25 protein-coding genes and 1 pseudogene are annotated in these 24,661 nt (G+C 68.1%); 5 read left to right on the forward strand and 21 right to left on the reverse strand.

Translation table 11 applies throughout. The annotated features are described in order from the left end of the window. Nucleotides 1-16: 16 nt before the first annotated feature. The 3 genes from AC1DRO_RS16375 to AC1DRO_RS16385 form a co-directional block, all read right to left on the reverse strand. Nucleotides 17-409 carry a nuclear transport factor 2 family protein gene (locus tag AC1DRO_RS16375; protein WP_476951636.1) on the reverse strand — a complete coding sequence of 131 codons (393 nt, stop codon included), beginning with the start codon at nt 407-409 and terminating at the stop codon, nt 17-19. 117 nt (nt 410-526) lie between these two features. Continuing rightward, nucleotides 527-1,717 carry a 4-hydroxybenzoate 3-monooxygenase gene (locus tag AC1DRO_RS16380; RefSeq protein WP_476951637.1) on the reverse strand — a complete coding sequence of 397 codons (1,191 nt, stop codon included), beginning with the start codon at nt 1,715-1,717 and terminating at the stop codon, nt 527-529. A gap of 93 nt (nt 1,718-1,810) precedes the next feature. After that, entirely contained in the window at nt 1,811-2,590 is a 780-nt protein-coding gene (locus AC1DRO_RS16385; protein WP_476951694.1) for an IclR family transcriptional regulator, read from the reverse strand. Between the two features lie 133 nt (nt 2,591-2,723). Between AC1DRO_RS16385 and AC1DRO_RS16390 the strand changes: the two genes are divergently transcribed. Beyond that, the gene (locus tag AC1DRO_RS16390) at nt 2,724-4,040 is read left to right on the forward strand and encodes an MFS transporter (RefSeq protein ID WP_476951638.1); all 1,317 of its coding nucleotides are present in this window, start codon (nt 2,724-2,726) and stop codon (nt 4,038-4,040) included. A 13-nt stretch (nt 4,041-4,053) separates the two neighbouring features. Here AC1DRO_RS16390 and AC1DRO_RS16395 read toward each other — a convergent pair whose 3' ends face one another. Continuing rightward, the gene (locus AC1DRO_RS16395; RefSeq protein ID WP_476951639.1) at nt 4,054-5,136 is read right to left on the reverse strand and encodes an FUSC family protein; all 1,083 of its coding nucleotides are present in this window, start codon (nt 5,134-5,136) and stop codon (nt 4,054-4,056) included. Between the two features lie 231 nt (nt 5,137-5,367). Between AC1DRO_RS16395 and mscL the strand changes: the two genes are divergently transcribed. From mscL to AC1DRO_RS16410, 3 genes are all read left to right on the forward strand, one after another. Next, nucleotides 5,368-5,883, forward strand: coding sequence for a large conductance mechanosensitive channel protein MscL (gene mscL / locus AC1DRO_RS16400; RefSeq protein ID WP_476951640.1), 516 nt, complete (start codon nt 5,368-5,370; stop codon nt 5,881-5,883). A 93-nt stretch (nt 5,884-5,976) separates the two neighbouring features. Continuing rightward, complete coding sequence (locus AC1DRO_RS16405) at nt 5,977-6,570, forward strand: DinB family protein (protein ID WP_476951641.1); 594 nt, start codon at nt 5,977-5,979, stop codon at nt 6,568-6,570. Nucleotides 6,571-6,666: 96 nt separating this feature from the next. Continuing rightward, on the forward strand, nt 6,667-7,563 hold the full coding sequence (locus tag AC1DRO_RS16410) for an ACT domain-containing protein (RefSeq protein ID WP_476951642.1): 897 nt from the start codon (nt 6,667-6,669) through the stop codon (nt 7,561-7,563). A 9-nt stretch (nt 7,564-7,572) separates the two neighbouring features. On the opposite strand, the gene AC1DRO_RS16415 is transcribed toward AC1DRO_RS16410, so the two are convergent. From AC1DRO_RS16415 to AC1DRO_RS16450, 8 genes and pseudogenes are all read right to left on the reverse strand, one after another. Next, nucleotides 7,573-10,176: a WecB/TagA/CpsF family glycosyltransferase gene (locus AC1DRO_RS16415; protein ID WP_476951643.1), complete on the reverse strand. Its 2,604-nt coding sequence runs from the start codon at nt 10,174-10,176 to the stop codon at nt 7,573-7,575. 13 nt (nt 10,177-10,189) lie between these two features. Next, nucleotides 10,190-10,786: an acyltransferase gene (locus tag AC1DRO_RS16420; RefSeq protein WP_476951695.1), complete on the reverse strand. Its 597-nt coding sequence runs from the start codon at nt 10,784-10,786 to the stop codon at nt 10,190-10,192. A gap of 81 nt (nt 10,787-10,867) precedes the next feature. After that, nucleotides 10,868-11,302, reverse strand: a pseudogene (locus AC1DRO_RS16425) (VanZ family protein); the annotation flags it as partial. Between the two features lie 4 nt (nt 11,303-11,306). Next, complete coding sequence (locus AC1DRO_RS16430) at nt 11,307-11,963, reverse strand: NeuD/PglB/VioB family sugar acetyltransferase (protein WP_476951644.1); 657 nt, start codon at nt 11,961-11,963, stop codon at nt 11,307-11,309. After that, nucleotides 11,956-13,140 (reverse strand): DegT/DnrJ/EryC1/StrS family aminotransferase, encoded by a 1,185-nt coding sequence (locus tag AC1DRO_RS16435; protein WP_476951645.1) that lies wholly within the window; start codon nt 13,138-13,140, stop codon nt 11,956-11,958. The genes AC1DRO_RS16430 and AC1DRO_RS16435 overlap by 8 nt, the downstream gene beginning before the upstream one ends. Further along, nucleotides 13,137-14,132 (reverse strand): NAD-dependent epimerase/dehydratase family protein, encoded by a 996-nt coding sequence (locus AC1DRO_RS16440; RefSeq protein WP_476951646.1) that lies wholly within the window; start codon nt 14,130-14,132, stop codon nt 13,137-13,139. Before AC1DRO_RS16440 ends, AC1DRO_RS16435 begins: the two co-directional genes overlap by 4 nt. Next, entirely contained in the window at nt 14,129-15,199 is a 1,071-nt protein-coding gene (locus AC1DRO_RS16445; protein ID WP_476951647.1) for a Gfo/Idh/MocA family protein, read from the reverse strand. Before AC1DRO_RS16445 ends, AC1DRO_RS16440 begins: the two co-directional genes overlap by 4 nt. Before the next feature lie 237 nt (nt 15,200-15,436). Then, nucleotides 15,437-16,396: a diacylglycerol/lipid kinase family protein gene (locus AC1DRO_RS16450; RefSeq protein ID WP_476951648.1), complete on the reverse strand. Its 960-nt coding sequence runs from the start codon at nt 16,394-16,396 to the stop codon at nt 15,437-15,439. A gap of 171 nt (nt 16,397-16,567) precedes the next feature. On the opposite strand from AC1DRO_RS16450, the gene AC1DRO_RS16455 reads away from it, so the two are divergent. Then, a complete protein-coding gene (locus tag AC1DRO_RS16455; RefSeq protein WP_476851420.1) occupies nt 16,568-16,804 on the forward strand; it encodes a hypothetical protein in 237 nt (78 codons plus the stop codon). A 69-nt stretch (nt 16,805-16,873) separates the two neighbouring features. Here AC1DRO_RS16455 and AC1DRO_RS16460 read toward each other — a convergent pair whose 3' ends face one another. The 9 genes from AC1DRO_RS16460 to pcaH form a co-directional block, all read right to left on the reverse strand. Further along, nucleotides 16,874-17,680 carry an IclR family transcriptional regulator domain-containing protein gene (locus AC1DRO_RS16460; protein WP_476951649.1) on the reverse strand — a complete coding sequence of 269 codons (807 nt, stop codon included), beginning with the start codon at nt 17,678-17,680 and terminating at the stop codon, nt 16,874-16,876. Nucleotides 17,681-17,742: 62 nt separating this feature from the next. Next, on the reverse strand, nt 17,743-18,450 hold the full coding sequence (locus tag AC1DRO_RS16465; RefSeq protein ID WP_230007404.1) for a 3-oxoacid CoA-transferase subunit B: 708 nt from the start codon (nt 18,448-18,450) through the stop codon (nt 17,743-17,745). A 1-nt stretch (nt 18,451) separates the two neighbouring features. Further along, the gene (locus AC1DRO_RS16470; protein WP_476851417.1) at nt 18,452-19,111 is read right to left on the reverse strand and encodes a 3-oxoacid CoA-transferase subunit A; all 660 of its coding nucleotides are present in this window, start codon (nt 19,109-19,111) and stop codon (nt 18,452-18,454) included. 18 nt (nt 19,112-19,129) lie between these two features. Beyond that, nucleotides 19,130-20,329 (reverse strand): thiolase family protein, encoded by a 1,200-nt coding sequence (locus tag AC1DRO_RS16475; RefSeq protein ID WP_476951650.1) that lies wholly within the window; start codon nt 20,327-20,329, stop codon nt 19,130-19,132. Beyond that, on the reverse strand, nt 20,326-20,811 hold the full coding sequence (pcaC, locus tag AC1DRO_RS16480) for a 4-carboxymuconolactone decarboxylase (RefSeq protein ID WP_476951651.1): 486 nt from the start codon (nt 20,809-20,811) through the stop codon (nt 20,326-20,328). The genes AC1DRO_RS16475 and pcaC overlap by 4 nt, the downstream gene beginning before the upstream one ends. Continuing rightward, nucleotides 20,808-21,626: an alpha/beta fold hydrolase gene (locus AC1DRO_RS16485; protein WP_476951652.1), complete on the reverse strand. Its 819-nt coding sequence runs from the start codon at nt 21,624-21,626 to the stop codon at nt 20,808-20,810. Before AC1DRO_RS16485 ends, pcaC begins: the two co-directional genes overlap by 4 nt. Continuing rightward, on the reverse strand, nt 21,619-23,166 hold the full coding sequence (locus AC1DRO_RS16490; RefSeq protein ID WP_476951653.1) for a lyase family protein: 1,548 nt from the start codon (nt 23,164-23,166) through the stop codon (nt 21,619-21,621). The genes AC1DRO_RS16485 and AC1DRO_RS16490 overlap by 8 nt, the downstream gene beginning before the upstream one ends. Next, a complete protein-coding gene (pcaG, locus tag AC1DRO_RS16495) occupies nt 23,163-23,753 on the reverse strand; it encodes a protocatechuate 3,4-dioxygenase subunit alpha (protein ID WP_476951654.1) in 591 nt (196 codons plus the stop codon). Before pcaG ends, AC1DRO_RS16490 begins: the two co-directional genes overlap by 4 nt. Next, nucleotides 23,746-24,654, reverse strand: a complete 909-nt coding sequence (pcaH, locus tag AC1DRO_RS16500; RefSeq protein WP_476951655.1) for a protocatechuate 3,4-dioxygenase subunit beta — start codon at nt 24,652-24,654, stop codon at nt 23,746-23,748. Before pcaH ends, pcaG begins: the two co-directional genes overlap by 8 nt. Nucleotides 24,655-24,661: the final 7 nt, after the last annotated feature.

The raw sequence follows: 24,661 nt of genomic DNA on the forward strand, positions 1-24,661 counted from the left end.
TCATGCGGTTCTTCGGTCAGGTCCAGAAGTCGTCTGCCTTGGCCGTGTCCTCGAAGAACTCCCGCCCTTCCGCGATCTGTCCGTCGCGGATCACGAACGTGATGACGGTCGGCATGTCCAGGGTTTTGCCGTTGGCTTCCCCGTGGGTTTGCTGGATCGCGACCGTGTGGTTTTCCCCGCCGACGATGTCCTCGACGTTGGCTTGGAAGTGACCTTGGGTGCGCGCTCCCAGTTCACCGAAGTACGCCAGGATCGCGTCGCGGCCCTGTTTGGTTCCGGATAGCACGCCGCTTCCGGCAACGTGCCAGACTGCGTCCTCCGCGAACAGGTCGCTGAGGGTCGCCATATCCCCTGCGTTGAAGGCCGTGTAACCCCGCCGGACCAGTTCAACATTCTCTGCGGTTCCCATGATCGGACACCTCTCCATCGTCCTTGTCGGGTCATGCTGGGACGGTTATAGGCTAGTCCTGGCCCCTAGGCCTGTCGATGGAAATATCAATCCCCTGCCGGGATTCCGGCCGGTGCTCTAGCGGGCGCCCGGCCAGCCGGTGTAGGCCTCCGCGAGGTAGGCGCTGCCGTGGCGGGAGGACACCACGGACTGGAGCTCGCCAAGCTGGCGGGCGCGGGAGAAATCATCGGCGCCGGCCGGGGTGTGCAGCATGGAAGTCATCCAGTAGGAGAACTGCTGGGCTTTCCACACCCTGTTCAGGGCGCGGTCGCTGTAGGCGTCCAGGAGCGCGGTGGAGCCGCTGGCATAGAAGCTGTCGAATCCCTCGAAGAGGACCTTGACGTCATGCAGCGCCAGGTTCAGGCCCTTGGCCCCGGTGGGCGGCACCGTGTGCGCGGCGTCCCCGGCGAGGAACAGGTTGCCGTGCCGCATGGGGGCGTGGACGAAGCTGCGGAATTTCAGGACCGTCTTGTCGATCACGGGCCCTTCCTTGACCTCGAAGCCGTTGCCGTTGACGCGGCTGCGGAAGGCGTCCCAGATGCGGTCCTCATCCCAGTTGTTGACGTCCTCGTTGGGGTCGCACTGGAAGTACATCCGCTGGACCATCTCCGTGCGCTGGCTGATCAGGGCGAAGCCGTTCTCCGAGTTGGCGTAGATCAGCTCGTCGGAGCTGCGCGGTGCCTCGGCCAGGATGCCGAACCAGGCGAAGGGGTACTCGTGGAAGTACCATTTGCGGTGCGCCTCGGGAATCTGGAACCGGCAGTGGCTGCGCGAGCCGTCCGCGCCGGCGATGAAGTCGGCCTGGACCTCGTACTCGACGCCGTCCGCATCGGTAAACCAGACCTTGGGCTTGGCTTCGATGTCGTGGATGGTGGTGTCAGTGACGCTGTAGCGGACATCGCCGCCGTCGGCCTTCCGGCGTGCTGCGAGGTCCAGGAACACGTCCGTCTGCGGGTACAGCCACACCGATTCCCCGACGAGGTCCTGGAAGTCGATCCGGTGGCTTTCGCCGTTGAAACGCAGTTCGATTCCGTCGTGCCGGTCGCCGTCACGCAGCACTCGGTCGGAGACACCGCTGTCGACGAGCATGTTGACCGAGCCGTGCTCAAGGATGCCGGCACGGACCGTCTCGGAGATCTCCTGGTGGCTGCGGATCTCCAGGACGGTGGATTCGATGCCGGCCTTGGCCAGCAGGTGGGACAGCATGAGTCCGGCCGGGCCGGCGCCGATGATGGCTACCTGGGTGGTGATGACTTTTCGCTGTGCCATGTGCGTCTCGCTTCGTTGCGGGGTCCGGGCGGTCGGGGCCGGGGCCGTTTTCGTCTTCCGGCTAACAGTGTGCTCCCCCGAGGGTGATGCGCGTTACATGGATTCCGCTGAATGGAATGCGGGATTCTCGCGGGGCTCTCCCAGCCGCCGCCCGATCCCCCGCGCCGCCGTCTGGAGGGCCGGAACAAGCGCCTGCAGGCGCACCTCGCGAAGGGGAACAACGACGCCGAGGGCCGCCACGGCGTGCTTCCTGCGGTCCAGCACCGGAACCGCGATCCCCCACGTGTCAGGGTCTACGACGCCGGCCAGCTGGGCATAGCCCCGATGGGCGGCCTCGCCAAGGAGGGCGCGGAGATCCTCCAGGGGCAGCCGGCCGGTCGGATCACTGAATCCCTCGAGGTACTCGGCCTGGACGGGGCGGGGCTGGTTGGCCATGAGCACCAGCCCGGCGGAGGACACGTGCACAGGCATCCGGCCGGCCACCTGCGCCCGGTTGGCGACGGAGCCGCGGCGGGACAGCCGCTCCACAAAGAGCGCTTCCCGCCCGTCCAGCACGGCGAGGTTCACGTTTTGATGCAGCACCTGCTGGATGTCCTCCATGAACGGCAGGGCCGCCTGTCGGAGTTCGAGCGTGGGGGAATTGCGGTTGGCGAGCTCCCAGAGCCGCAGGCCCAGGCTGACGGAGCCGCCTGGGCCGACGTCGAGCAGGCCATGTCCGGCCAACTGTCGGACGAGCCTGTGCGCGGTGGTCAGGGGGAGCTCCGCCCTCGCGGCAAGCTCCGAGAGCGGCAGCGCCGTGACGCCTTCAGGGAACGCGGCAATCAACCGCAGGACCCGGTCCACCACCGAGTCGCCGGAGTTCGAATTGGCCACCATATCCCTTCCGTTGAATGGTTTTAAGTGTCCCATGCAACACGGTGCGATGATACAACTCTCACAATGGAAAGAGGCCCCGCGAACACCGGCCGGGGCACGGAATCACCTAAACACTAGCGCTGAGGTAACAATGTCAACGTCGTCATTGGACAGGTCGTCGTCATCGGGAGAGAAATCACGGTGGCCCGTGTGGCTCTGCTGGCTGGCCATGGTGCTGGACGGCTTTGACCTGGTGGTGCTCGGCACGGTCATCCCGACCCTCATCAAGTCCCAGGAACTCGGCTTCGACGCCGTTGGGGCGACGTTCGCGGCAACCGTCTCCCTGGTGGGCGTGGGGCTCGGCGCGCTCTTCATCGCCCCGCTCTCGGACCGCTTCGGCCGGCGGAACCTGCTGGTGGCCTGCGTGGCGTGGTTCTCCCTCTTTACGATCGCCGTCGTCTTCGCACCCAACGTGGCGTGGTTCAGCACGTTCCGGCTGCTGGCGGGGCTCGGCCTGGGCGCCTGCCTGCCCGCCGCCCTGGCGTACATGAACGACTACGCACCCGCCGGAACGGCCGGAAAGTCCACCACCCGGACCATGACCGGGTACCACGTCGGCGCCGTGGCCACCGCGTTCCTGGCCCTCATGGTCATTCCAAGCTGGCGGACCATGTTCGTGGCCGGCGGCCTGGCCGGCTTCGCCCTGGTCCCCTTCCTTTGGTTCAAGCTTCCGGAGACCCTCCCGCCGGTCCACCACATCCCTGCGGCCGCCAAGTCCCCGGCGGGCGCTTCCCCGGCCGGCAGCCAGGCCCGCGCGCAGGCCGCGGCCGCGCCCGCGGAAGAACGCGCCAGCTTCCGGGATCTGGGCCGCAAGCCCTACCCGCTGATTGCGGCCGGTGTGGCTGTGGCGTCCTTCATGGGGTTGCTGCTGGTCTACGGCCTGAACACCTGGCTGCCGCAGCTCATGGCCTCCGCCGGCTACAGCCTGAACGCCGGCCTCGCCTTGCTCCTGGTCCTGAACGTGGGGGCCGTGGTGGGCCTGCTGATCGCCGGGGTCCTGGCCGACCGGCACGGGACCAAGAAGATCGTCCTGCTCTGGTTTGGCCTCTCCGCCGTGTTCCTGGCCGCGCTCAGCATCCAGATCCAGAACGAAGTGGTGCTCTATGCCGCCGTCTTCGTCACCGGTGTGTTCGTCTTCAGCTCCCAGGTTCTGGTCTACGCCTGGGTCACCCAGCTCTTCCCCGTCCGCCTGCGCGGCACCGCTTTGGGCTTTGCCGCCGGCGTGGGCCGGCTGGGGGCAATTATGGGCCCGGCCGTCACCGGCGCGCTGGTGGCCGCCGGCATCGCCTATCCGTGGGGCTTCTATGTTTTCGCCGCCGCCGCGGTCCTGGCGGTCCTCGCCCTCGCCTTTGTCCCGCAAACCGTCCCGGCAGTGTCCCGCGCCGGCGCCAGCGTCGGGCACTCGTAGCCGTGAGGCGCTCCTAGGAGAAGTGCTCCGGGGTCCGCGCCGCGCGGCGGCCCCCGAGTTTGCGCCACGTGCCAGGCGCCAGCACGACGGCGATGCCGACGGCGGCACCGATGATGGTCTCCACGATTCTGTCGCGGAGCAGGATGCCGGGCGGCACGGGTGCCACGAGAAGCGTGGAGATCAGCGCCAGCGGCGTGACGAAAACCTGCGCCAGCATGTACTGGCGCGCGATGAACATCTCGGCGCCGAACTGGCACGCGGCAATGACCAGCACCGTCTGCCAGGGCGTCGGCTGCAGGAGCAGGATGCCGGCGAGCAGCACCAGCCCCAGGGCTGTGCCCGCGATTCGTTGCAGGCCGCGGCTGACGCGGTGCCGGGTGGTGTGGCCCACCAGCGGAACGACGGCGGCCACCATCGCCCAGTAGTTGTGGCCAATGCCCAGCCATTCCCCGGCCAGGGTCCCCAGCGTTCCCGCCAGGCCCGCCGCCACGAGGTAACCCCAGCTTTCGTGCCACGCGGTGCGTTTCTCCCGCGGAGTGAGGGCCGCCGGTCTCGGATTTACCCACGGGGTCCGGTGGCTCCGGGCCACCCGCGAGGACAGGCCGAGCAGCAGGGAGAAAGCCACCGTGAGGACCGCCACCAGCATGGCCTGCCACAGCGGCGGCTGGTTGGGGATTGACGCGATGGCCGCGAACGCGAAGATATGGAACAGCGAACCGGCGGGGCGCAGGCGCCACCACGCGACAACCAGGGAGCATCCCCACGCGATCACGGTCGTGGCCACTACCAGGACCCAGGTGGTGCCTGCCGCCGACAGCCCGGCCAGGGCGTCCACCCGCGCGGTGAGGGCGGCCAGGAACATCACCAGCAGCATCAGCCCGCCGCCCCGGACCTGAAGGGTCAGGCGCCTGGCGTGCGGCTCGTTGCGGCCGTAGATGCCGGTGAAGGCGCCGAAGGAAGCGAAGATTGCCAGATCCAGGCGGTCCAGCAGCACCAGCGTGATCAGCGGAACAAAGACTCCCACGGCGCAGCGGAAGGCAACCTGGTGGTCCTTGTTGCCCGGCGCGATGGTGAACATCTCGGCGAACACTTTCACAGCGCCGGCCTTACAGCGAAAAAGCTCTTCATGGGCGGATTCTCACGGGTCGGGTTGCCTTTCGTTGCAGCCGGAGTGTTACGACGGCGGCGCTGGCATCCAAGGGGGAGTTTACGCCGGAACGGCGCGGCGGCGGCATCGGAATCCGTTGATCGGGATCGGCCGGCTGCACCGCGAAGTGGTAGCGTCTATCGGTTGAATCAAGCCCGCAACGCACACCGGAGGTTCCCCATGCTCAAAGGATTCAAGGATTTCATCCTGCGCGGCAACGTGATCGAACTGTCCATCGCCGTCGTGGTCGGCACCGCCTTCACCGCCCTGGTCAGCGCGTTCACCGCAAACATCGTCAACCCGATCCTCGCTGCCGCCGGCGGGGTCGAGACCCACGGCCTGGGCTTCTACGTCTGGCCTGGCAATGACAAAACCTTCGTCAACATCGGCGCCGTGGTGACGGCCTTCCTGACCTTCCTCATCACCGCCGCGGTGGTGTACTTCATTTTCGTGGCCCCCATGAACCGGATCAACCGAATGGTCAAGAACCGGCTCAAGGCAGCCGAGCCCGAGGAGAAACCGATCCCGGCCGACACCGCGCTGCTGGCCGAGATCCGCGACCTGCTGGCCAATCTGGCCGGCCCGGACTCCGCCGCCACCCGTGCCCGCGTCGGGGAACACCCGGACGGGGAGTACCCGGACGGGAAGGCACACTCGTCCGAGCCGGCCGGAACCGCAAGCCGAGCTCACGCCTGACCCTCCTTGCCTGGCCCTCTGGCGGGCGGCCGGACCGGAGTGCTTTGATGTAGGGGCCCCGCCGCGCGAGCCTGGCTGCCAAGGAGGAACACCATGCCGGACCTTAACTGGAACCACGAGCTGGTGGACCAACTGGACTGGCATTTTGCCAACCAGGCCCGGCGGCGGCTGGACGGGTTGACTGACCACGAGTACTTTTGGGAGCCGGTACCGGGCTGGAATGTCCGCCGCAAAGACGCCTCAACACCCCCGGCCGCGCCGGGTTCGGGCGAATTCACCATAGATTTCAGCTACCCGGAGCCCGTTCCTGCTCCGGTGACAACCATTGCGTGGCGCCTGTGCCACATTCTGGTCGGCGTCCTCGGCGCACGCACGGCATCGCACTTTGGCGGCCCACCGGTGGACTACCAGAGCTTCGCCTACCCCGGCACCGCGGCCGGGGCGCTGGCCCAGCTGGACGAGTACTACGGCCGGTGGATCCACGGCGTGAAGGGCCTCCACGAATCGGGTTTGGCGGCACCCTGCGGGCCGGCCGAGGGCCCGTACGCCGATGCCCCCATGGCAGCACTGGTCCTGCACATCAACCGTGAGATGATCCACCACCTGGCCGAGGTCGCCCTGCTCCGCGACCTTTACGCCCACCGCCACCTGCTCCAGCGCGGCCCGGAGGGTGGACCGGGCCTGTAACAGCACCATCACCTGGTCTGGCCCGGTCCCGGTCCCGGCGCGAAACCGTCACCCGGCGGCAACCCGGCCGAAACAGCCGGCCGGAATCATGGGAGCATGACGCGCAACGCCGCAGGCAAAAACCCTGCCAAAACCACCGGCAAAGCCCAGTCCCCGGCCACCTCCGAGTTGAGCTGCGAAGTGTGCGGCCAGATGCCCGAACCGACCAAGGCACGGCTGACCCTGGCCAATGTCGCCGTGATGCTCCCGATCGAACTGCTGGTGCACGCGGCGGTGGTGGAAACCCACCTGCCATACGTTGCCAAGGTCCTGGTGCTGACCCTGACCGCGACCATCCTGGTGATCTGGGTGGCCGAACCCTCGGCGGCCCGGATGCTCAGGGGCTGGCTGCATGCCCCGGCCCTGCGGCACCGCAAACGGCTCGGCGCCGCACCCGCCCTGTGGCGGGCGCGGACCGTCCTGAAAGACAAGCCCGGGTCGCTGCAGAAACTGACGCAGGCCCTGACCGCCCTGAACACGAACATCCTCAGCATTCATGTTCACCCCGTGGCCGGCGGTGTGCTGGACGAGTTTGTGCTCTCGGCCCCGGGCGAAGTCCGCGAAGCCGAGCTGCTCCGGGCGCTGCGGGCCGGCGGCGGAGCGGACCCGCACGTCTGGCCGACCACCGCCCTGGCCATGGCCGACGGGCAAACCGGCGCACTGAGCCTGGCCGCCCGGATCGCCGCCAGCCCGGAGGAGCTGCCGCTGGCGGTCGCGGAACTGCTGCGGGCACGGATCATCCCCGGACCGGCCGCCGGCAACACCGAGGTCCAACCCTCCACGGGCGGTGACGGGACGGTCCTGAAAATCCCCACGGCGTGGCACGGGCCCATCACGTTTTCCCGGCCCGGAGAGCCGTTTACGCCTGCCGAATCCGCCCGCGCACACCGTTTGGCCGAACTCGCGGAGATCCTGGCGCACCTGCCGGTGGCTCGGTCCAAGACGCAGCCTTAGGGCCAGCCTCTAGCGCACCGGAGCGGCAGGCGCGGGACGGCGGCTGCTATCGTCCCGTTCCCAACCGCCGGCTGGGGCGGACACCCGGCGTCCTGCAACCGCGAACCCCAGATACACTGCGGCGTTGACGGCGGAGAGCGGGCCGTGGATGGACTGTGCCACCTCCTTGAGCGTGCTGCGTGCGGTGCTGCGCCGCCCTTCCATGCCGTTTTGTTGAGCGTTGCCGCGGTAGACCCGGTTGAGCACGGCCAACTGGGCACGTGGGGTCCGCGGGGGTCGCACCACTACAGGTTCCACGTCGAGGACAGCTTTCTCCGACGGCGAGAAAAGCCGGTCCACGAAGAGGTCGTCGGCAATCACATTGGGGAACTCCGCAAACCGCTCATGGCCCTGCTCGGAGAGGCCATAGGCGCCCGCCGACCAGAGGCCGCTGCGTGCCGATGGCAGCCGCAGGCGCGTCCCGTAGTAGGCATGAATGAGTGGATGGGCTTCGTCCAGGTCGAATCGGACAGCCGGGCGCGCCGCCAAAAGACCCCCGGGAGCCAGGGCTGCCAGTACGTCCCGGACCGCAGCCGGGGTGATCTGGATGTCCGCATCCAGATACAGTCTCGGCCATACGGTGGCGGCGGCGTCGCCGGCGTTCAAGGCAGCGGACTTGGATGCCTGCCCCATCTCCAGCACGGTCACGCCGTCAAATCCGCGGGCAATCTCGGCGGTGTCGTCAACACAGCCGTTGCAGACCACGAACACGTCGATCACTCCGGCAGCCGCCAACGGAGCCAAAGGCTCCAACGTCCGGCCGATCACCTGGGACTCATTGTGAGCCGGGATGATCACGGCGCCGTGCGGAAAGTCGTCCACGGGCGCCTCCGTGGTGGGTCCGGGGAGGTCGGTCCAGAGGTGTTCGTTGAGCACGGTCCACAGCACACCCTTGCGGTCCGCCTTCCAGCACCGGAGAGCCTCGGACAGGACCACGGCGGCTTGGAAGGCAGACGCGTAGGCTGCCGAATGGTACTTGCGGACGTAGCGGATGGAGTTGACCGCAAGCAGAGCGTTCAATTCCGGCGACGCGCCGGACCCACCACCCACATGGGTCATGGTCGCGGCAGGTTCGTACCAGACGGTTTCCCCCAGCATCCGCAGCCGCCGGAAGAAATCGACCTCCTCCGAGTACAGGAAGTACGATTCGTCCCACGGCAACGCGTCTGCCACCGCGCGCCGCACCATGAGCGCAGCGCCCGTCGCCCACTGAACGGGGTGGGGGTGGGCGTAGCTTTCCGCGTCGAAGTCACTTGTGGCCAGCCACGCCGGCCGGTTGCCCGCGCGCCGCCCCAGGAACGCATCACCGATGGCGCGCGCAATGCTTGGTTCGCGGCGCAGGGTAGGGCTGAGCGCCCCACTGGGATCCCGCAGCCGTGGCACTACTGCGCCGGCCCGTGAGGCCTGCAGTCGAAGCTGCAATGTCTTCAGACTGCCTTCTTCTACGCGCAGGTCGGGGTTGAGTACCAGCACGGCCGCCGCGTCCCCGGCCCTCCGCACGGCGGCGTTGATGCCGCCGGAGTATCCGAGGTTGCCGCCGGTTGGGAATGCGATGACATCCGGGTGACGGCGGCGGACCAGCCCCAGCGTGCCGTCGCTGGAGGAGTTGTCCGCGACCAGCACGCGCAGGGTCAGATCACGCGTTTCCGTGCGCAGGCTGCTCAGCAGGCCGTTGATGTCCCGGGAACTGTTGTAGGTAACGACGACGACCGCAACGTCCGCCGATCCGTCCGGCCCGGTGAAGCGGCCCGGGGTCCGGTCTGCTGGCGCGTCGCCAGAGGGGTGCTCTGGGAAGGTGGACGGAAGCGTGCAGGACTGGGTCCGTAGCTTGAGGTACGCGGGAGGTCCGTCGACCAGGTAGCGCCCGGCCAAGCGCCGGGGTTCCAAGGCCAGCCGGAAGCCCCATTCCAGTCCGTGGTCGCTAACCCATTGGGGTGCGCGACTCACCCGGCCAGCCAGGAAATCGACTGCGGCGCCAAAGCCCAAGAGGACGCCCGCGCCGGTGAGCCCCGCGTACCGGTCCATCCAGAGCTCTTGGCGGGGCTTGCCCAGACCGACAAATAGTATCTGCGCGCCGGCGTCGGCAATTCTGCCGGCGATCCGTCTCGACGCAACAGCGGAGGCAAGGTCGTCCCGGCATGGCGACCACATCCCCGCGACGCTGAGCCGCGGATGTTCCCGGGCGATTTTGGCCGCCAGAAGCCGGTGGCTCTCTTCGGACCCGCCAAGGAATCCCACCTGAAGGCCCCGTTCTTCCGCGCCAGCGAGCAGCGGAGCCGCGAGATCACTGCCGGCCAGGCGGGGCCAGTGGCGCCTGGTGAGCCTCCGGGACTGGGCAACAAGGGGTGCGCCGTCAAGCAGATAGAGCCAGTCCGCCGTGCTGGCGGGGTCCGCGTGCAGGGTCCCCGCCCAGCGCCCACCGGTCCCGAAATGATGGAGGTGGTCCAGATTCACTGACGCCACGGCCAGCGGGCGGTCACCGGGCCCGGCCGCCCTGTCCAGAATGACATCAAGGGCCGCCTCCGGATCCACCAGATCCACGGGAGTGCCACCCAAAACCACCTTGTCAGCCATAAATTTTCGCCCCTCAAGAGATCTTCTCGGGCTGTAGCTGCCCGTTGGATTCGGCGTACCGGCGCCCGGTAACCGGGCACAGCCAGCTTCCGCCGTCGTCCTGCTTCAACGGATGCCCGGCCTCACCCACCCAGCCCATCTGCCGTGCGGGTACGCCGGCAACCACCGCGAAAGCCGGCACATCCTTGGTCACGACGGCGCCCGCCGCCACGGTGGCCCACTCGCCGATGCAGACGGGGGCGATACATACGGCCCGGGCGCCGATGGAGGCACCTTCGCCGATGGTGACACCTACGGCCACCCAATCATCGGTGCCCTTGAGCGCGCCATCGGGCGTGATGGCCCTCGGATGCAGATCATTGGTCAGCACTGCCGCAGGACCGACGAAAACGCCGTTAGCCAGGCGTGCCGGCTCATAGACCAGCGCATAGTTTTGCAGCTTGCACTTATCCCCCACCTGCACCCCGGGTCCGACGTACGCGCCCCGGCCGATGTTGCAGTTCTTGCCCAAGACCGCGCCCTCACGGATCTGGGAGAGATGCCAGATCCGGGTGCCCTCACCGATGCTGGCAGTTTCGGCCACGTCTGCAGAATCGGCCACCGTTGTCATGTCGCTCGTGCCTTTGGGGGTTCCCGGACTGGGCTTGAGCTGAACATTGCGTGCCGGTGGCCGTGTTCGTGCAAGCCTGATCACCAGGGCGCCCAGCAACGCGCCGAGGGCGTTACTCGTGACGTCCCGGAAGCTGGCCTGGCGCTGGCTGAGCAGCAGATACTGGACAGCTTCGATCGCCACGGAGGTGAATAGACCCGCCAGGGCGGCCAGCCACCACCGGTGCACGGGCAGCAAAAGAGCGAGGAAGAGGCCCAGCGGGATGAAGAGGATGACATTGGCCGTGGCCTCCACGGCACCATAGTTAATTTCCGCCGTCAGTGCGTTCTCGTGCAACGCCGAGAAGAGTTCATCCAGGAAGCCGGACAGTGGCCGGTCCACCGGTGTGGGCCAGAACCCGATGCAGCCGAGGGCTGCCAGGTAGAGGGTCAGCAGCACGAGGGTTCCGTGGCGCGCATTGGGGTTAAGGTTCTGCGATGAACTCTCCTGATCCGCGGCTGCGGTGCGCGTTCCCATGGGACTATGCCACCGTCCCGCTCGGAATTCCGGCCCGTAGAACCCGTGCCGGCACGCCCACCCAAGTCTGGTCGTCCGGCACGTCGGCCAGGACGGCCGCGCCCATGCCGATGGTGGCGGCCGCCCCTACCGAGGCGCCTTCCCGCACACTCGCGTTCATGCCGAGGTAGGCCCCGCGCCCGATCCTGACCCCGCCGCCCAGTGACACCCCGGCCGCGAACGTGGCGAAGTCCTCCACGACGTCGTCGTGAGTCAGCGTCACGCCGGGCATGACCACCACGTGCTCACCCAGGGTGACCCCGGCGGTCAGGGTGACATGGCCCAGTAAGACGCTCCCGCGGCCAATCGCGCATCCGTCCGGGATCCGGACCAACGAGTCGACGACGGTGGCGTACCTGCGGTCCGAGAGTCCTAGTGCGGCCAGCCGGTCCACGATCCGGGCGCGCCCGGCACCGGAACCGACGCAGACCACCACGCCGGCTCCCGGATAGTTGAGGGCATCGCTCGCCGGGCCCAGGATGCGGACGCCGTCCACGATGGCCCCCGTCTTGCCGGCGTCGTCGTCAAGGATTCCGATGACATCGGACCGTCCGCTCTCCCGGACGGCGGCGAGGACTTCACGCGCGAGGCCGCTCGCGGCGATGAGGAGCAACTCATCCATGGTTCCGCCCGCCGGCGCTCCGAAGGGATTGGACCACCCGGAACTGCTCGTCCGGAGTCAGCTGATGGTAGACGGGAAGAATCAGCGTGTTGTCGGTGAGCCGTTCCGTCACGGACAAATCGGCGTCGCCGGTGTCCAGCCCGGCGTAGGCCGGCTGCCGGTGCGCGGCCATAATGCCGCGCCGGGCCGAGATGCCCTCGTCGGCGAGATGGGCCAGCAGTTCCTCCCTGCCCATCCCGAAGTCCGGCAGGACTTCGAGCCAGAACGACTGGAAATTGCTCGTGCCATAGGCGGGGTCCTGGCTGAACCGCAGGCCTTCGACGTCGGCCAGGGCAACACGATAACCCGCGACGATTCCGCGCCTGCGGGCGACGGCTTCCTGGAGCCGGCCCAGCTGTACCAGCCCAACGGCCGCCTGCAGATCCGTCATCCGATAGTTGAAGCCGATCTCCAGATACTCCTCGGCCGGCGCCAGCCGCGCGGCATGCCGATCGTTCGCGGAAATGCTCATGGAATGTTCACGCAACTGGCGGGCACGGGACGCCCATTCCGGGTTGCTGGTGGTCAGCATGCCGCCTTCGCCCGTGGTCAGGATCTTGCGGGGATGGAAGGACCATGCGGCGAGCTCGGCCCCTGCCCCAACCGGACGCCCCCGGTACGTGGACCCAGCGCCGCAGGCCGAATCCTCGATCACCGTGATGCCCTGCGGGTCGCACAGCTCACGTATGGGATCCAGGTCAACGGGCAGCCCGCCCTGGTCCACGACGATCACGGCACGGGTAGCCGGTGTGAGCGCCGCCGCGATGGTCCGTGCTGACACGTTCCCGGTGTCGGCTTCGACATCGGCAAACACCGGCCGGGCGGCAACATAGGTGGCGGCGTTGGCGGTAGCGATGAAGGAGAAGGAGGGAACAACGACATCGTCGCCAGGCCCGACGCCGGCCACTTTCAACGCCAGGTGCAGCGCGGTGGTGCAGTTGGACACGGCGACGGCGTGCCCGGCATGCTGCGAGACGGCAAAAGCGTCCTCGAACCTGGCCACCCGGGGCCCCTGCGCCACCCAGCCGGACGCGATCACCTCGGCAACGGCCTCGGCTTCCTCATCCCCAAGCCACGGCTTCATGACGTTGATCCGGGTCAGCGCCTGCCCTTGGAGCTGGTCGTGGTCGATGGTCATCGCACACCGCCCACCCTGGCGGCGGCGATTTCGTCGCGGAGCGGACGCCACCAGGTGACAAGTTCGCGCAGACCCTCCTCAAGCCCGGTTTCGGCGGTAAAACCGAGATCGCGTGCGGCCGCCGATGTATCCGCCAGCCGCCGCACGATGCCATTGACGGCGCGGTCCGGGCCGTGCTCCACTTCCAGCTCCGAATCCATCGCCCGCAATAGGGCCTCGGCCAGTTGCAGGAGGCTCGTTTCGGCGCCGCTGGCCACGTTGTACACACCCTCGCGGACGTCGCTCCCGGCCGCCAGGATGTTGGCCCGGGCGATGTCCCTGGTGTGGACGAAATCCATGGTTTGGCGGCCGTCCCCGAAAATAAGCGGGGGGTGGCCGTCCGCGATCCGCTCCATCCAGCGCACCAGCACCTCGGTGTACAGGCCGTGCACATCCATCCGCGGCCCGTAAACGTTGAAATAGCGCAGCAGCACGTAGTCCAACCCGGTCATGGCGCGGAAGCTGCGGGCCATGCCCTCGTTGAAGGACTTCGCCGCACCATAGAAGGTGTCGTTGTTGTGATGGTGATGTCGTTCTGTGGTCGGAAACTCCTCCGCCATGCCATAGACCGAGGCGCTGGAAGCCGCGATGAGCTTGTTGACGCGGTGGGCGGCCGCGGCCTCCAGGACGTTGAACGTGCCGTCGACCAGCACCTCCAGGGCAAGCCGGGGCTCTTCCGCGCACTGGGTGATGCGGATGGCCGCCTGGTGGAAGACGATATCTCTGCCCCGAGTGAGGTCATGGACGAGGTCCCGGTCACGCAGGTCGCCTTCGACCAGATGCACCCGGCCGCTTTCCATGGCGTCATCGAGATTGGCCCGGCGTCCGCGGACCAGGTTATCGAGGACGTCGATCCGCCCGGCCCCCGCAGCGAGCAAATGATCAACAAGTGTGGACCCGATGGTTCCGGCTCCGCCGGTTACCAGGACCGTGGCCCCCTGCAGTGTGCTCATCGTCTTCCTTCCGGCTGAAGTTCGTTTCCTGTTACGGCGCTGGGCCGCCCGTCCGCGCTGAGGCTGTTGCTGACCGCCTCCAGCACCGAAAGTACGCGGAGGCCGGCGGCCCCGCTGGTCCGCGCCGGCCGTCGCTGCCAGATGCTGCTGGCGAATTCCGCCACCATCTGGCCGAGGGCCTCATGTTCGGGCAGGGCCGGGGACCAAGTGTCCCCAAGCCGGTAAGAAATCGCCGATGCCTTTTTTTCTGCCGCGGACCGGGACTGCGCGTCCAAGCTGACCCCGCGGTCGTAGACGCTGAGCCGCTGCTGGGGGTTCAAATCGTCCCAGACGAGGGTGCGGCGGGAGCCGCCGACCACCAGTTGCCTGATCTTGGTGGGGCTCAGCCAGTTCACGTGGACGTGGGCCATGCCGCCGCCGGCCAGCGCGAAGGTCAGGTGGCCCACGCAGGCGTTTCCGGTACCCAGGGGATCCGCGCCGTGGGCCGACACTTCGACCGGCGTCAGGCCGCCGGGAAGGATGAAGTCAAGGATGGACAAGTCGTGCGGGGCAAGGTCCCAGAAGACGTCCACGTCCGGCTGGACGAGGCCAAGATTGATCCGAACCGAGTCGATAAACAGGATGTCGCCCAAGGAACCGTCGTTGATCAGTTCCCGGATTTTCAGGACGGCCGGAGTGTAGCAATACGTGTGGTCGGCCATCAGGACAAGGCCGCGGCGCTCAGCTTCCTCGACCATTTCGAGGCCCTTGGCACGCCCGTCCGCCAGCGGCTTTTCAACCAGCACATGCTTTCCGGCACGAAGTGCCGTCAGGGCGATGGCGTGGTGGGTGTGGGCCGGGGTCGCGATGGCGACGGCGTCGACGTCGACCGTGTCCAAGAGCTCCTCGACAGACCCGCACACCGCGACGTCTCCATGGGCGGCAGCCAGCCTGGCGGCCCGGACACGGTCCATGTCCACGATTGCCGCCAGCTCCCAGTCGTGGGCCGCCTTGAAATTGCGGGCCAGATTCGGTCCCCAGTATCCTGCGCCGATGACGGCGACCGGCAAAGGGGCCGGAGAGGCCATGAGCTCAGAACCTACGGCTGGAATCGCCACAGCCAACCCCCAGTTTGCGAGACGGCGGCATCGGTATGATGCCACTGCCTATCCAAGCCGGTACCCGGGCTACCCGTCACGAGTGCCTATTACTTGCCTTTTGCGAACGACTATTCAGTGATGCGTCCGGGTACTACTCGGTTCGTCCCGGACGCACCCCGAGGTCTACCCACGGTGGAAAGCCGCCCACAACTGCCGCTGGCGGGGTCAGATGCCTGTCATCCGGATGGTGAGGGCATCCTGCTCGACCGTGACCTTGAGGTGCTTGGCCTTGCCGAGCGGGTCGCCGTCGAGCTGGAAGTCCTGCTCGTGGGCGAGTTCGATCTCGGCTGACTTTCCAGCGAAATATTCCACCGACGCGTTCTTGGCGTTCCTCCGGCCGAAGACGCCAGCCAGCACATCCAGCCAGCCGAACCGGCCGATGGGGGCCAAAATCACGACGTCCAGGATGCCGTCGTCGATCTTGGCGTCGGGAAAGATCTCCACGCCCCCCATGATCTTGCCGCAGTTACCCACCATCACGCTGCGGATGCGGCGCCGTACCGGGTGCTCGCCGTCCATGCTGATTTTCGCCCTGATGGGCTTGCCCGGCAGGTGCCGGATGCCCGCCTCAACGTACGCGAGCCAGCCCACGCGGTCCTTGAGTTCGTCGACGGTGTTGGCCATGATCGCAGCGTCGTAGCCAAGTCCGGCCATCACCAGGAAGGTGGATTCCGTCTCGGCGTGGTCCAGCGTGGCCTTCACCACGTCCACCTTGGTGTCCGTGCCGCTCAGGACGTCGTAGCTGGCCGCCACGGGGTCGGTGATGTCGATGCCCAGATTGCGGGCCAGCAAGTTCCCGGTCCCCAGGGGCACCAGGCCCATCGGCGTTCCGGTGCCTGCGAGGACTTCCGCCACGCAGCGGACCGTTCCGTCGCCGCCTGCGGCGATTACGACGTCGACTCCGGCCTCCAGCGCCTCGCGGGCCTGGCCCAGCCCGGTGTCCTCCTTCGTGGTTTCCAGCCACAGCGGCTCCGCCCAGCCCTGCGTCTCGCACAGGCGGAAGAAGGAGGCGCGGAAGCTGTCGCCGGGAGACTTCATGGGGTTGATAACCACGGCGGCGCGCCGGGACGCTGTATTGTCCCCGGTTTCCAGGGTCTCCGACGTCGCGGTGCTGTTCTCTGTCATGGCGTCCTTAGGGGCAATTCGGCGGAGGGTTCCCGAACTAAAATCCTAGCCGCAGTGCCCGCGTAACCTGCGCAGGGCCGGCGCGAATCGTGGACGTGCGCTCCGCAGGCTCATTAGACTGGGTTCGTGATGTGCCGGACGCTGCGCTCCGGACGCCGAAAGCGGGGGCAGATGACTGAAACAGAGAATTACTCAGCGACGGCAGAATCATCCAGCGTCGATCCGCACGACTGGGGCCGGGCGATGGCACTGGCGCTCACACGGCTGGCCGAGCAGATCGCGCCCGGAGGCAGCGAAGACATCCATGCCCTGTTGGTGGGCAGGGACCTGCACTTGAAAATCGGTGACGAACCCGGTGGCGTGACGATCACGGTTTCAACAGAGCCCATCCCGGATCCCGCTGCCTGACGGTTCTCTTCCCGGGACGTACACCTTCCCAGACGTACTTCTTTCCAGACGTACCGACTGAAACGCGGTTCACCGGCCCGAGGTCAGGTCCTCGGAGATGATTTCCGCGGTGGCCAGCGCCGCCTCACGTACGGCCTTGAGGTAGGCGTCCGGATCGGGCTGCGCAGACACCGTCTGGGCCTGCAGCGAGACGTTGATGGCCGCCACCACTTTCGGTCCGTCGTGGACGGGCGCCGCAATGGACATCAGGCCCAGCTCCAGCTCCTGGTTCAGCAGGCACCAGCCCTGGGCGCGAACAGTATCCAGCTCCGCCAGGAGGGCGGCCCGCGTTCCGATGGCTCCGGGAGTCAGGGGCCGGATCTCGGCGGCCGCGAGGTATTCTTCCAGCTTCGGCGGCGGGAGGGCCGCGAGCAGCACCCTGCCCATCGAGGTGGCGTAGGCGGGGAAGCGGGTGCCCACCGTGATGCCGACCGTCATGATCCGCCGGGTGGACACCCGGGCGATGTAGGCGATGTCGGTGCCTTCGAGCACCGCGGCCGACGTCGACTCCCCCAGTTCGAGGGAGAGCTCTTCGAGGTGCGGCTGGGCGAGCTGCGGCAGGGAGAGCCCGGACAGGTAGGCGTAGCCGAGCTGCAGCACTTTGGCAGTCAGGGCGAAGATCTTACCGTCCGTGCGGACATAGCCCAGCTCCGCGAGCGTGTGCAGGAACCGCCGGGCGGTGGCCCGGGTCAGCTCGGTCCGGGCCGCCACCTCGGTCAGCGTCATCTTAGGGTGTTCCGTGTCGAAGGCACGGATCACTGCGAGCCCGCGCGCCAGCGACTGCACGTACTGGTCGCTGGCCGCGGGCGCGCCGCCGCTCTTGGCTGGCTCAGTCATTTTCCGCCTCTCGGTCCCGCATCACTTTAGCGGTGCCCACAGCTTGTCCGGCCGCAGGCCTGTCAGCTTGGGTCCGCCGCCCGGAGCGGCATCGGGACCATGGCCTGGAGTTCCTCGAGCGTGCAGCCGAAGGTCTCCCGCACCTGGACGCCGTCGGGTCCGGTCAGGAAGACGGCCTTGTCGGTGTAGACGCGGGTCACGCAGCCGATCCCGGTGAGCGGGTACGTGCAGGTCTCCACGAGTTTGGACACGCCGTCGCGGGTCAGGAGCGTCATCATGACGAAGACGTCCTTGGCGCCGGTGGCGAGGTCCATGGCGCCGCCGACGGCGGGGATCGCGTCCGGGGCCCCGGTGTGCCAGTTGGCGAGGTCGCCGGTGGCGGAAACCTGGAAGGCGCCCAGGACGCAGATGTCCAGGTGTCCGCCGCGCATGATCGCGAAGGAGTCAGCGTGGTGGAAGTAGGACGCCCCCGGCAGTTCGGTCACGGGGATCTTCCCTGCGTTGATGAGGTCGCCGTCGATCTGGTCCCCGGTGGCCTCCGGGCCCATGCCGAGCATGCCGTTCTCGGTGTGGAGCGTGATGTTCTGCTCCGGCTCGAGGTAGTTCGAGACCAGGGTGGGCTGGCCGATGCCGAGGTTCACGAACGATCCGGGGACGATGTCGCGGGCCACGAGGCGGGCGAGATCGTCCCGGCCCAGCGGCTTGCCGGACGTCTGGAGATCAGCCTGGTTGCCGGTCCGCAGACTCTGGTCATTGGTTGGGATGCTCATCTCAGGCCACCTTCACAATGCTGTTGACGTAGATGCCGGGGGTCACGATGTTTTCCGGGTCCAGGCCGCCGGTCGGGACGATCCCGGACACCTGGGCGATGGTGTGTTTCGCGGCGGCGGCCATGATGGGGCCGAAGTTCCGCGCGGTTTTACGGTAGACCAGATTGCCCCGGCCGTCCGCTGTGAGGGCCTTGATCAGGGCGACGTCGGCGTGGATGGGGGTCTCGAACACCTGCCACTTGCCGTCCAGGAAGCGGGTTTCCTTGCCTTCGGCGAGCATGGTGCCGTAGCCGGTGGGCGTGAAGAAACCGCCGATCCCGGCGCCGGCGGCACGGATCCGCTCGGCGAGGTTTCCCTGCGGGACCAGTTCGAGCTCAACCTCGCCGGCGCGGTACCTGGCGTCGAAATGCCAGGAATCGGACTGCCGCGGGAAGGAGCAGATCATCTTCTTCACCCGGCCTTCCTTGATCAGCAGGGCCAGGCCCTGGTCGCCCTGGCCGGCGTTGTTGTTCACCACGGTCAGGCCGGTGGCGCCGCACTCCAGCAGCGCGTCGATGAGCTCGAACGGCTGCCCGGCGTTGCCGAAGCCGCCGATCATCACGGTGGAGCCGTCCTTGATGCCGGCGACGGCCTCGCCGACGGTGTCGATGAAATTCAGCATCTCTCTTAGCCCTGTCCTCTATGCCGCATCGCGGGAAGTTACGTTTTCGAGCACGACGGCGAGGCCCTGGCCGACGCCGATGCAGATCGCGGCGACGCCCCAGCGCTGCCCGGAGGCCTGCAGGGACCGGGCCAGGGTGCCCAGGATCCGCCCGCCGGAGGCGCCGAGCGGGTGGCCCATGGCGATCGCGCCGCCGTGCCGGTTCACGATGGAGGGGTCGATGCCCCAGGCGTTGATGCAGGCCAGGGACTGCGCGGCGAACGCCTCGTTCAGTTCGACGGCGCCGACCTGGTCCCAGCCGATGCCGGCCTTGGCGAGGGCCTTGTTCGCGGCCTCGACCGGGGCGTAGCCGAAGTACTGCGGGTCGTTGGCGTGCGCGCCGCGCCCGGCKATCCGGGCCAAAGGCTCCAGGCCCAGGATCCCGGCGGCCTTTTCACTGCCCAGCCACGCCGCGGACGCGCCGTCGGAGAGCGGGGACGCGTTCCCGGCGGTGACGGTGCCGTTCCCGGTSCGGAACACGGTCTTGAGCCCGGCGAGCTTCTCCGCCGAGGACCCGGGACGGATGCCCTCGTCGCGGACCAGGTCCGTGCCCGGGACCGGGACGACGAGGTTGTCGTAGAASCCCTCGTCCCAGGCCGCGGCGGCGAGGTTGTGGGAGGCGGCGGAGAACTCGTCCTGCGCCTGCCGGGTCACGCCGTACTTCTCCSSSAGCCGTTCGGTGGCCTCGCCCAGGGAGATGGTCCAGTCCTGCGGCATGGCCCGGTTCACCAGCCGCCAGCCCAGCGTGGTGGAGGCCAGGGTCAGGTCCCCGGCCGGGTAGGGCTTCTCGGTCTTGGGCAGCACCCACGGGGCCCGGGACATCGATTCGGCGCCCCCGATCAGCATCAGCTCGGCGTCGCCGGTGTTGATCTGGCGGGAGGCGATGATCGCCGCGTCCAGGGAGGAGCCGCAGAGCCGGTTGACCGTGGTGCCCGGGATGGAGACGGGCAGCCCGGCCAGCAGGGTGCCCATCCGGGCGACGTTGCGGTTCTCCTCGCCGGCGCCGTTCGCGTTGCCGAACACCACCTCATCGATCCGCTCCACGTCGAGGGCCGGGGCGCGCTTCACGGATTCGCGGATCACGTGCGCGGCAAGGTCATCCGGGCGGATCCCGGCGAGGCCGGCACCGAACTTCCCGAACGGCGTCCTCACAGCGTCATAGATAAATGCCTGATTCATGGGTTCTTGTCCGTTTCTGCTTCGTCCATGGCTGCGTCGTCCATGGAATGGAAGACCTGCTGGGCGGTCTTGAACGCGGTGTTGGCGGAGGGGACCCCGCAGTAGATGGCGGTCTGGAGCAGGATTTCCTTGATCTCGTCCCGGCTCAGGCCGTTGGTGATGGCGGCGCGGATGTGCATGGCCAGTTCTTCCCAGTGCCCGTGGGCCACCATGGCGGTCAGGGTGACGGCTGAGCGCATCTGGCGGCTGATCCCGGGCCGGGTCCATATGCCGCCCCAGGCGATCCTGGTGATCATGTCCTGGAAGTCCTCGGTGAAGGAATCCTTGTTGGCGTTGGCGCGGTCCACATGCGCGGCGCCGAGGACCTCGCGGCGGACTTTCATGCCGCCGTCGTAGATCTCCTGGCTGGTCGCGCCGGGCTGGACCACACCGTTGCGTTCGGGCCCGTGGAATTCGGCACTGCTGGTTTCGGAGTGGGTCATGCGCCCGCTCCCTGGGTCTCGGTCCAGGTGATGAGGCCCTTGAGCAGTTCGGCGACGTGGCCCGGTGCCTCGAACGGCGCCAGGTGTGCCACGCCCTCCAGACTGACGGCCGTAGCAGTGCCGCCGCCGGAGGTGATGCCCGCGGCGACTTCCCCGGCCATCGACGGCGGGGCGACGTCGTCCAGGGCGCCCGCCACAACCTGGGTGGGGACGCGGATGGTGCCGAGCTGGTCGCGCACGTCGAAGCCGGCCAGGGCCTCGCAGCAGAAGGCGTAGCTGAAGCGGTCGGCGTCCCGGAGGCTGTGCAGGAGCCGGCCGCTGAGCTCCGGCTGGCTCTCCATGAAGCCCGGCGCGAACCAGCGCTGCGCGGAACCCTGGATCATCACCGGGGTGCCCTGCGTGCGCACGGTTTCGGCGCGTTCCAGCCAGCCCTCGGCAGTGCCGAGCTTCGCGCCGGAGCACTGCACGGAGAGGCTCTTGAGCCGGTCGCCGTGCTTGATGCCAAGCTGTAGCCCGGTGGCGCCGCCGAGGGATACCCCGGCGTAGTGGAAGCGCGCGCCCGGGGCGATCGAATCGACCAGGCCGATCACGGCATCCGCGAGGTCGGCGACCGTGAAGGTCTCCTCCGCCGCGGGCGAGACGCCGTGCCCGGGCAGATCCCAGGCGATGACGTCGACGTCGGCGCCCAGCAGCGTGCCGGCCTGGCTCCACAGCAGGGAGGATGTTCCCAGCGAGGGCCCGACGATGAGGAGGGGCTTATCGCCGAGCTCGCGCTGGGGCGACAGCAGGACTGCTTTGACGGTGGGTCTAGCCACGGGAAGCTCCGTTCTGGATGTGGTGGGCGAGGGCGCCGGCGTGGCCGGTGTATTCCGGATACGCCGCGAGGATGCGGCGGGAGATCTCAACGGCCTGGCCGAGGTAGTTGGCCGGGTTCAAAAGTTCCTCAAGCCGGGCGTCGCTGAGCAGCTCCTCCGGGACAGCGGCGCGGAGCAGTGCCCGGTAGGTGTCCGCCTGCTCCGCAGCCGGGGCCAGGAGCGTTTCGTCCACGACGGCCTGCAGCCGCTGTTTCCCGGTCCGGGCTGCTCCCGGGCCGGCGCCGCGCCCGTCCACAACGGCCCCGTCCAAAAGCGGTGCGACGGCGGCGCTGACGGCTTCGGAGAGCAGCAGCGGGCCGCCGAGCTCAAGGTTGCGGCGCATCGCTCCGGGGAAGACCGCCATCCCTTCGGCCAGTTCGCGCAGCTGCACCACGGCGCCGAGGGCCAGGCGCAGCAGCTGGCGCAGGGCCGCCCACTCGCTGTGCCAGGCGCCGTCGGGGCGTTCGTCGTTGAAATTGGCGGCCGCGAGATGCAGCTGTGCGGCCAGTGCCGGGGCCTGCAGGGCGGCGCTGCGGATCAGCACGGAGAGCACGGGGTTCTGCTTCTGCGGCATGGCCGAGGACACGCCGCGCCCGGCGACGCGCGGTTCCGCAATCTCGGCAACTTCGGGCCGGCTCAGGAACAGGACGTCCGCGGCCATCTTTCCGGCCGCGTCGGTCACCGCCGCCAGCGCGTCGCCGAGCGAGGTTACGGCCAGCCGGTTGGTGTGCCAGGGGGCCGGAACGGGAGCGAGACCCAGGCGGGCGGCCAGCCGGTCGGCGAGGTCAAACGGGGACAGTGCCCCTGCGGCCGGCCCAGTGCCGCCAGTGAGTACAGCGCCGTCAATAAGTACAGTGCGGTCAATAAGTACAGTGCCGGAAGCTAGGGTCCCGGCGGCGCCGCCGGTCTGTACCGGCAGTTCGAGGGCCTCAAGCCGGCTGGCCGCGGCGGCCAGCCCGCTGAACCATTGCGCGGCCCGCAGCCCGAAGGTGTAGGGAAGCGAGTGCTGGGTCAGGCTGCGGGCGACGCAAAGCGCGTGCCCGTGGGTTTCGGCGAGGCCGGCGAGGGCGGCCGTTGCCGACCGGAGCTCCGCGAGCAGTTCGCGGATGGCTCCGGCGGCCAGCACCATCAGGGCCGAGTCGAGCACGTCCTGGCTGGTCAGCGACGTGTGAACGGCGCGGACGGCGCCGAGTCCGGCGGTGTCCAGGGTCCTGACCTGCTCCCGGAGGTCGGCGAGCAGCGGGATGACGGGGTTGCCGCCGCCTTGGGCCCGGACGGCGAGGTCCGCGACGTCGTACCGCCGCACGTCCGCGGCGGCGGCCACCACCGCGGCGGACCCGGCCGGGGCCAGGCCGGCCTGGTCCAGGACCGCCGCCCAGGCGGCCTCGACCTTGAGGATGGCGGCGAGCACCGCACGGTCCCCGGTCAGCGCCGCCACAAACGGCGACGCCGACACGGGACTCAGCAGGCCGGCGTCGCCGTCGGTTTCGAAGAAGGTCACTTGGAGGCACCCTCGGCGCTGCTGAAATCCAGGAACACGGTCTCGCCGTCGCCCTGGAGGCGGATGTCCCAGCTCAGTCCGCCGTCTGGATCCCGGCGTGCGATCAGGGTCCGGCGCCGGTCCGGGGCAAGCGAGCTGAGCAGCGGATCCTTGGCCAGGGCCTCCTCGTCCTCCGGCAGGTAGACGCGGGTGAACAGGCGGTTCATCAGGCCCCGGGCAAAGACGGCGACGGCGATGAACGGCGCTGCGCCCTCCTCGGTGGGGCCGGGGTTCACCGTGGTGAAGGTAAAGACGCCGGTGTTGCCGACAGCGCTGCGGCCGAAGCCGGTGAAGGTGTAGCCGTCCCGGACCAGGGAGCCCGTGCGGTGCGGGACCTTGCCGTCCGCGTCGGCCTGCCAGATCTCCAGGATCGCGTCCGGGATCGGGTGCCCGGCGCCGTCATAGACGGTGCCCTGGAGCCGGATGGAACCCGGGGATCCGGGAGCCAGGAGCTCGCGGTCCTTGGCGAAGGGCAGGGCGTAGCCATAGAACGGCCCCACGGTCTGGCCCGGTGTCGGGGTGAGTTTACCCACGGCGTTGCTATTCATTCTCATCGCCTCCTGCGCCCAATGCCTCGTTTTCGGTCCAGGTCCGCTTGGACCCGGTCAGGACGATGTCCCAGTTGTACGCCAGAGCCCATTCAGGCTTGGTCTGTTCGTGGTTGTAGGTGGCCACGAGCCGGTCGCGGGCATCCTGGTCCACGATCGACTGGTAGATCGGGTCCAGCGGGAACAGCTGGTCACCGGGGAAGTACATCTGGGTGACGATCCGCTGGGTGAACTCCTGCCCGAACAGGGAGAAGTGGATATGGGCCGGGCGCCAGGCATTGAGGTGGTTCTTCCACGGGTAGGCGCCGGGCTTGATGGTGGTGAAGCTGTAGGAGCCGTCCGCGCCCGTGATGCAGCGGCCGACGCCGGTGAAGTTGGGGTCCAGCGGTGCCGGGTGCTGGTCACGCTTGTGGATGTAGCGGCCGGCGGAGTTCGCCTGCCAGATTTCGACGAGCTGGCCGGCGACGGGGCGTCCGTCGCCGTCGAGCACCCGGCCGGAGACCACGATGCGTTCGCCGAGCGGCTCGCCGTTGTGCGCGATGGTCAGGTCCGCTTCCAGCGCGTGCACGTCCATGTGCCCGAACGCCGGCGAGTACAGTTCGATGGTTTCCGGATCCGCGTGGTGCAGATCCTTGGTGGGGTGGCGCAGGACGCTGCTGCGGTACGGCGCGTAGTCGAGCCGCGGCTGGGTTTCGGCCGGGGCGCCGCCTTTGAGGGCCTGCGCGTACGCTTCGCCGATCGCCTTCATCTCGGCGCTGAGGTCCGCCTGCGACTCCGCGGCAGTATCCAAGGCATGGCCAGCGGGCGCATACGTCTTTGGTGCGGCCTCCGTGGCTTCGTCGGACACGTCCTCGGTGATCGGGTCGGCGTTGAAGACGTCGAGGTTGATTTCTTCAGGCACAGCAGCC

The sequence above is a fragment of the Arthrobacter sp. P4_F11 genome, assembly GCF_056401395.1.